The 7240-nt window shown below is 66.8% G+C and carries 6 protein-coding genes and 2 pseudogenes; 4 read left to right on the top strand and 4 right to left on the bottom strand.

Annotated elements, in window-relative coordinates; translation table 11 throughout:
- Positions 1 to 168: pseudogene (locus tag ACZ7GZ_RS38440) on the top strand (IS630 family transposase); the annotation flags it as partial.
- Positions 169 to 285: 117 nt separating this feature from the next.
- On the opposite strand, the gene ACZ7GZ_RS38435 reads toward ACZ7GZ_RS38440, so the two are convergent.
- The 4 genes and pseudogenes from ACZ7GZ_RS38435 to ACZ7GZ_RS38420 form a co-directional block, all read right to left on the bottom strand.
- The gene (locus ACZ7GZ_RS38435) at positions 286 to 1776 is read right to left on the bottom strand and encodes a hypothetical protein (protein ID WP_471031821.1); all 1491 of its coding nucleotides are present in this window, start codon (positions 1774 to 1776) and stop codon (positions 286 to 288) included.
- The gene (locus ACZ7GZ_RS38430; RefSeq protein WP_471031818.1) at positions 1751 to 2656 is read right to left on the bottom strand and encodes a phosphotransferase enzyme family protein; all 906 of its coding nucleotides are present in this window, start codon (positions 2654 to 2656) and stop codon (positions 1751 to 1753) included. The genes ACZ7GZ_RS38435 and ACZ7GZ_RS38430 overlap by 26 nt, the downstream gene beginning before the upstream one ends.
- Before the next feature lie 205 nt (positions 2657 to 2861).
- The gene (locus ACZ7GZ_RS38425; RefSeq protein WP_471031823.1) at positions 2862 to 3107 is read right to left on the bottom strand and encodes a hypothetical protein; all 246 of its coding nucleotides are present in this window, start codon (positions 3105 to 3107) and stop codon (positions 2862 to 2864) included.
- Positions 3106 to 3901: pseudogene (locus ACZ7GZ_RS38420) on the bottom strand (MerR family transcriptional regulator); the annotation flags it as partial. The gene ACZ7GZ_RS38425 and the pseudogene ACZ7GZ_RS38420, both read right to left, overlap by 2 nt.
- 783 nt (positions 3902 to 4684) lie before the next feature.
- Here ACZ7GZ_RS38420 and ACZ7GZ_RS38415 point away from each other — a divergent pair.
- From ACZ7GZ_RS38415 to ACZ7GZ_RS38405, 3 genes are read left to right on the top strand one after another with little or no spacing between them, the layout of a single operon-like run.
- On the top strand, positions 4685 to 5176 hold the full coding sequence (locus tag ACZ7GZ_RS38415; RefSeq protein WP_471031816.1) for a hypothetical protein: 492 nt from the start codon (positions 4685 to 4687) through the stop codon (positions 5174 to 5176).
- Positions 5173 to 6225 carry a hypothetical protein gene (locus tag ACZ7GZ_RS38410; RefSeq protein ID WP_471031813.1) on the top strand — a complete coding sequence of 351 codons (1053 nt, stop codon included), beginning with the start codon at positions 5173 to 5175 and terminating at the stop codon, positions 6223 to 6225. The genes ACZ7GZ_RS38415 and ACZ7GZ_RS38410 overlap by 4 nt, the downstream gene beginning before the upstream one ends.
- A complete protein-coding gene (locus ACZ7GZ_RS38405; protein ID WP_471031811.1) occupies positions 6222 to 7031 on the top strand; it encodes a hypothetical protein in 810 nt (269 codons plus the stop codon). The genes ACZ7GZ_RS38410 and ACZ7GZ_RS38405 overlap by 4 nt, the downstream gene beginning before the upstream one ends.
- Positions 7032 to 7240: the final 209 nt, after the last annotated feature.

Below are 7240 nucleotides of genomic sequence, written 5' to 3'. Positions count from 1 at the left end.
GTACTCGCCCGACCTCAACCCGGTCGAGGGGGTGTGGGCGCACGTCAAGCGCAGTCTGGCCAATCTCGCCGTGGTCGCCCTGGACCGACTCGAAGGTACCGGCCCGACACTCTCGACGGCTTCATAGCGGGTACCGGCCTGACCCTCGACATTCTCGCGTCACCTTGAAGAGCCGAGGTCAGTAAAGATCAAGCTAGGGCGGCAACGGAGTCAGCCCTAACCCTATCGGCCGCGCCTGTGGCCTTTGACCGGCTTCTGCGATGGCCATCATCAGGAGTGGCTGGGTCAACTCGACGGGGTGGGTGAAGGCTGGGGATCGGGGTCATGCGGTGACGGGTTGGGGAGCCGAGGGGCCGTGAGATGGGTGACCGATGCCACTGGGGCGAGTACCACTGCACCCAGTTCCCGGGCCAGCAGGTGGTGTGTGCCTTCCCACGTCCTTGTTCGGCTTCTGTCGCGGCGTTCTTCCCAGCGTTCCTGGACACGCATGGCGCCGAAAATGACAAGGGCGCAGAGGAGGATGGTCGCGATCAGTACGTAGATCGGCATGTAGTGATCATCAAACATGGAGCGGTTCTGGTTCACCTGGCGAGCGTTGATGCCGAAGAAACCGAAGAGCAGGCCAAGGGTCCCACTGACAGTGGTAACGAAGGTGACGGCGACAACGGTGCGAACGCGACGGCGGTCTGCCGCGCGTTGTTCCATGCTTTCGATCGAGGTGAGCTCCGCAGTGATCGCGTTGCCGAGCCGGTTCAGCATCTGCCCGATGGTGGCCGCCCGGCTGGTAAGTCCTATGGCTGCGAACAGGGTCTGGTGGAAGCTCTCTACGCGTAAGGCGGGTACCAGCATGCCGATGTCTCCGGCGACCTCGACGCTGTAGCTGAGTTCGAGTTCGAGTTGGCTCAGTCCGTCTGCGATGTCTTCGAGCGCTGTCCTCCGGTCGTGGACTCCGCCCTGATCTGCGGCTCGATGCCGAAATCTGTGGACGAATCCGTAGGCCACCTCGCGGGTCTCGCGGAGCCGCGCCGCTGAGCCTACGGTTTGGACGGCGGAGAGCAGGGCGCTGTTCTCGATGTAGTCCTGGTGTCCGCATAGCAGGCTTACATAGGGCCCGACCGCGCCGAGCGTGGTGGGGCGCCGGTTGAGTTCTTGCGGGTAGTGGATTGAGCTGTGCTCTGGGCGGTACGGGAGATCCGTCCGGTAGATGACGCGTTGGACCGTATCGTCTTCCGGGACCTGATCGGGCGTATCGATGCCACGGAAGACCAGTTGGTGCCGCTCGGGTAGGAACGCTTGCACTGATCCGTCGCTGTGCGGCCGACAACCGATTCGGTCGGCTGCAAGCTGTTCGAGCGGTGTTCCGTTGCACGCAATGCTTCCGTAGTAGAGATCCTCGAGTAGGGGGATGGCTTCGACCAGAGTCAGCGGCACATCCAGCGTGAGTGCCACGACCACTTGACCGGCGGGGAGGACAAAATGCCACAGCTGCGCAGAGGCTGGCTCTCCCGGACGCCACCGTTGGCAGACGACGCTTGAGCAGTCGAGCGCTTCACGCCTGATGACCCGCGGCAACTGCTGTTCGGACCTGCTGTAATACCCGGCCAGCCGCCCGAAGTTGAGGACGTCGCTGGGAGCGGTTGCGGCTTGGGCCATCTGGTCCGGGTCGTAGGTCCACGCAGTGGAATAGACAGTGGTCAGCCGCAGGTGCGGTCTCGCGGCATATGGGGCGAAGGGAAGGTCGCTGTGGCTGTCAGAGGGCATGCCAGCGCCGGTCACGCTCTTCCTTTCGGAGTGACTCCATGCGGACGGCGAACTCCGCCGCTGCTTTTCCTGACTGAGCGATTTGCATGAGCCAGGTGGTCATGCCCAGCTCCCGTACGGTGCGCAAGGGGCCGTAGCCGGGCCAGTCCGTCACGTCCTGGCCGTAGGTCTGGCAGAAGACGGCGTAATCGCCGGGTGACAGCCCGAACCGGTCGACAGCCGTGGCGGTCGGAATGAGGTCCCAGGCCTGGGGGCCGATCGCCACCGCTTCGTAGTCGATGAGGAGTATCCGGCTGCCGCGCGCCAGCAGGTTGCCGCGATGAGCGTCTCCGTGGATCACTCCCCTGGGCGCGTCGGACATGATGCTGTGGAAGGCGGCCTGGCTCTTGACGCAAGCCTCAGCAAGATAGTCGACGTCTGCCTGCGGGACCCCCTGCGCGAGCGCCAGGCGCCGCTCCATGATCGGGAATGGATCGAGGAGTGGCAGGCAGAACTCCGGTGCCGGCAGCGAGTGAAGGTCACGAAGCAAGCCACCAAGGTCCGTCAGAGTCGGCTCTACGGGACTGGGAGGAACATACTCCCAGAACGTCACCCATCGCCCTTCGACCTGGACCGGCTGGACTATGTCCTCACGAGGCGCGACTGCTGGGAAGTGCTGCGACATCAGCCAACGAGCGACCAACAGCTCTTTGTGAACTTTGCGGCGGGTTTCCTCGGTGTCGGAGCGGGCCACGCGGACAACCGTCCGTTCCGTTGCCAGCGCATAGATCGCGTTCTCTCCCAGCCGCAACAGCTCCGCCTGGCCGGAGCGCAAGCCTACCTGGCTGCAAGCTGCCGCCATGGCTCGACCTGCACTGGCTTCTGTCAATCCGTCATACTCAGCGGCAGCGTCCATCGATCTCAGAGTTGCGGTCCCCATGACCACTGTCAAGGCGGCTTCTTCTACCGAGGCCGCTCCCCGAAGCGCACCAACTACGGACGTCCTGCAGCACTTCGGCGGGCCGGCTCGTCACGGCGTGGACCCGCTCTGCCGGGCCCATTCACCGGGCCGGTGATCTTTCGGGGTTTTGGCCCCGTGCCTCACAGGTCGGCTTCTACCGTCATCTCAGCAGCGTGAGCGGCACGATGGCAGGGAGGGCGTACCACCAGCCGCTCGCCGACGGTGGGGCCCTCGGGCCGGTGCTCGGGGATGGGGACGGCCTCGGCGTAGAGCAGTACATCCCGGCTTCGAAGGCGTCTGCGGTGGCGAGGGCGACGTCGTACCCGGCCCGGCGCAGTTCAGCGCCCAGGCCCCTGTAGGGTGCGACGTCGCCGCTCGATCCGGCCGCGACTATCAGGATCCTCATTGGTCCTCCTCAAGTCGGTACCGCCACTTGCGTGGCGGGCAGCGTTGGCGTGAACCGCCTTGCGGGTATGGGCGGCAGGCCCAGGTGTAGCTGCGACGGCGGTACGACCAGAGCGAAGGCGCGCGGGTCGGCGACGAAGTCGTCCGCGATGCGCCGGTGCATGTCGGACGGGCAGGAGGTGAACCAGCGTGCGATGTGCAAGCGGTGCTCTTCGGCGAGGTCCATGGCCCGCTCGCCGTCGCTCGGTTCTCCCTCGTCGAAGACCGAGAGCATCTCCGCGCGCCAGGCGGCGGCTTCGCCCGTGAGCTGGTGCCGGTCCTCCTTGGTGTGGGCAGCCGCGCGCGCCATCGCCTCGCGCTGTGCCTCCGAGTGCGCCCATTTCAGCTCTGCGTCGGTGGCATAACTCAGGTCGAAGGTGACCTCACCGAAGACCTCGAAGCGTTCCTGAGAAGTCAGGGACACGCCGGTCTTCTGGATCTCTATCGCCCGTTCCGCCACCTCGGCCAGCCGCTGCAGCCTGGCGATCTCCTCACTCAGCTGCCGCTGCCGGGCCCGGGGCCGCTCCAGGGGATTCTCCTGCGGATCCTTGAAGATCGCGGCGATCTCGTCGAGAGGGAAGCCGAGCTCGCGGTAGAAGAGGATCTGCTGGAGACGGACCAGGTCGGCCTCACTGCAGAGCCGGTATCCGGCGTGGCTGCGGTCACTGGGCGAAAGCAGTCCCCCCTTGTCGTAGTGATGCAGTGTCCGCACCGCCACCCCAACGAAGGCCGGGACCTGCCCACGGAGTAGCTCATCCACCTGCCCTTTCGTCGGCATACAGCCTCAAGCCTGACGTAAGGGGAGGGTCAACTCGCGCTCGCTGGACCGCGCCCTCAAGGTCGCCGGCCTTTCCTGGACGGACAACGGCCGCCAGGACAAGCCGGAGTTCCTGACCTACACCGCCACCGACGCGCACAGCCGCGAGTGGAGCATCAGCCCGGCCACCAGCAACCAGATCACCCCGTCCCGGCTCGCGAGTATCTGGCAGGCCCAGTGTACCGAGCGGATGCACCGGACTCCGGTCCTGTCCGCCCGGGCGGTCGTCGACCACATCTGGATGTTCCCCGCGTGAGGTGCTGCAGCCGTGGCATCCCGACGACTTCGACGACTGGTGCGAGACGTGCGGGCACAGCGCCGGGCCACTTGTGCAAGCTGACGTGCTACACCGGCTACACCACCGAGGGCTTCCGCCGAGACGCCAAGCCCCGCGACCAAGACGCGGCCGCAGCGCCCCGAGCCGGGCGCCCCGCCACCCGCCCGAAGGAGTGAAGACGCGCCATCGCGCAGGAGTTGACCACCCAGGAGTAGCCCAAGCCGCCAACCGCGAAATGATCAACCAGATCAACCGGCCGGACTGATGCGGGCTGTCGCGCCGCGATGCCGAGCGCGCAGGTGCGGCCGATGAAGTCACGGACCCGCGGCTCGTGTGTCATGGGGCGAGCCCGGTCTTGAAATCGCTCACGTCGTCGTGGGCGCGTTGGGAGCTGACCCGCGAAAGGATGTCGACGCTTTGCTACCCAGGAGGTCATGGTCCTGCGGTGTCCGATCTCGCGAACATGCCATCCGCCTCAGACCAGGATGCGAGACTAGATAGTGAGCGATCGGCGGTTGGTCGCGATGTGCTGCTTCCAGGGCGGGGAGACGTGGCATTCACTGAGGCTGAGATTCTTGACGTGGCCCGGGCGATCCGTCCTCACCTGCCAGAGCTCCTCGGGGGCCTGGCGCCGGACGTCACCCGTGAACTCGCCGCCCTGATCGATCGCAGCGCACAGGGGGACTCGGTGAAGGTTAAGGTCATCGGCCTGCTCGCCGCGCACGAGCCCACCCGGCGGTGGGCCAACGACCTGCTCACCGTGCCACGGCGCGAGCGGGCGTTCGAGGATCTGCTCGGGGATCCGCAGCGCGTGCAGGTCGTACGGTACAACTGTCCACGCTGCGATCGGCCGCCGTGGTTCCGGTTCGACCTACGCGATGAGATCCCCGTCTGCCCGAACGACGGCGTCCCGTACGAGGCGCAGGAAACCGCGTGATCGGGGCATTCTGGGAGACCTTCGCTGGCAAGGCGACCGAGCAGTGGATGACTCGTCTACTGACGTCCGCCCTCGCGTTCTGGCTCGGCGGCCTCGCCGCCTGGATTTGGAGCTCCCCCAGGGGCTTTACGGCCAGACTCGACGAACTCGGGCGGCAGGCATCACGGCTGCCCGTCGCCCAGCAGCTGGCGCTGCTTCTTGGGGCGCTGTTGGTCGTCGCCCTCTCAGCGGTCTTCGCGGAGCGGATCACCCCGTCCATCCTGCGAACGCTGGAGGGGTACTGGCCTCGGCCGTTCCACCGCCTCTTCGTTCCGTGGCACTTCTACCGGCGGCTCCGAGCCCAGCGCGCCGCCCAGGCCGCGGCAGCCGAGGCCCTGCGGGCCGCGTCGCGGCCAGCCGTCCCCTCTGTCGCCCCGGTCGGCATGCGGGCGCTCGCGGCGGACGTCCGTGCCACCTGGAGTGCCTGCCGGGCGCACGAGGGGACGGCCAGGGTGCAGCGGCGTCTCGTACGCGCCCAGCTCACCCTGCGAACCATCCCGGTCGACTTCGATCTCGTGATGCCGACACGGCTGGGCAACCTGCTGCGCGCCGTGGAGAGCCGCCCGCGCGACCGCTTCGGCCTCGACGTGGCCGTGTGCTGGCCCTATCTCTGGCTGCTCCTTGACGAGGCAACGAAGGCGGAGGTCGTAACGGCGCGGAGCCGGCTCAACACCGCCGCCCGCGCATGGTTGTGGAGTGTCGTCTTCGTTCTCTGGACGTTCTGGGCGTGGTGGGCGCTGCCGGCCGCGATAACGGCGAGCGTCCTTGTCTACCGCGTTTCGCTCCTCCCCTCGGCGGGGTTGTACGGGACGCTAGTCGAGGCGGCCTTCACGCTGAACCGGCACCGGCTCTACGAGGCCGCGCACCTCCCTCCACCCGCCGGTCCCGCCGAGGAGATCGAACGCGGTAGGGATCTGACCACGTACCTCTGGCGAGGCATATCACCGCAGGCTATGGCCTTTCGTTACGTCTCCCCGGAAGGTCCGTCAGGTGAAAGGCGGCTGACATGACGGATGCCCTCGGGCCGATCGTGCGGATCGACGGCCGTTCGGTGCACCTGGTGATAGGCGCCTACGAGATTCCGGTGAAGAACGTCAGGCACGCCGAACGCCTCCTGGCGGGTACCTCCCGGTTCCTCACCCCCGAGACCCGCATGGACGAGGCCGCCGCGCTGAGCGACTTCCCCGAACTGCTCACCGAGATCGGTGAACAAGTGGCGAGCGCGGCCATCTCCGTCCTCGCCCCGACGCTCCATCGCGAAGACATGGACTTCTTCCTCGACCAGATCAAGTTCCTGAGGCATTGCCGCGAACTCGGCGTCGGACTGGCAATCCTGGAACGCGCGCTGCGCGAATCCTGGGACCGGATGGAACTGGCCGACGACCTGCTACGCAGGTCGATGGCCACAGGCAGCCAGACCGACATAGCGGCGGCTCTGGCCGCGTGGCGGGGCGTCCTCGCTGATCAACGGCTCATGAATCCGGATGCCACCCATGGCCGTGTCCGGTGGTTGCGCCACAACGCCGGCCTGGCGCACAAACACGCCTACGAATCCACCCGCGATCTCGACGTGCTCGCCACCGCAGTTGAGCTGTTCGAAAGCGCCCGCGACCATGCCGGAGAAGGCTCACCGGCCCGGTGCGAGGCGCTTTATGAGCTTGGCCGCTCGCTGCTGTTGTTGGCCGAGGCCACGAACGATCCGGGCGACCAGGAGCGGGCCGTCGCCGCGTTTCGCGCGGCGCGCGATGGGGCACTTGCGGGCTCGCAGGACGCGATGGTCTACGAAGCTGCGCTCCGCACCGCGGAGCGGCCATGATCTGGTCCAGGCGGAGCCGCGCCGAGCGGCGTGCGGCCAAGGCGGACCGAGCGCTCGAGGTCCTACTCTCCAAGGGAGCCCGGCTACAGCCAGCCGACCACATGACCACAATCTATCCGCGCTCCCCCGCCGCCTGGCGGAATCTCGCGGCGGTCCAGTACGACGACGGCGACCTCGACACCGCTCTAACGGCCTACCACCGGGCATTC

Source organism: Streptomyces sp. NPDC037288, from assembly GCF_055603265.1.
The sequence above is the reverse complement of the archived record's forward strand: the minus strand, read 5'-3'. Positions and strand labels throughout refer to the sequence as shown.

Coding starts and splice junctions, on each gene's coding strand:
- ACZ7GZ_RS38430 (WP_471031818.1), bottom strand. CDS start 2,656: ATGGACGCTGCCGCTGAGTATGACGGATTGACAGAAGCCAGTGCAGGT.
- ACZ7GZ_RS38425 (WP_471031823.1), bottom strand. CDS start 3,107: ATGAGGATCCTGATAGTCGCGGCCGGATCGAGCGGCGACGTCGCACCC.
- ACZ7GZ_RS38405 (WP_471031811.1), top strand. CDS start 6,222: ATGACGGATGCCCTCGGGCCGATCGTGCGGATCGACGGCCGTTCGGTG.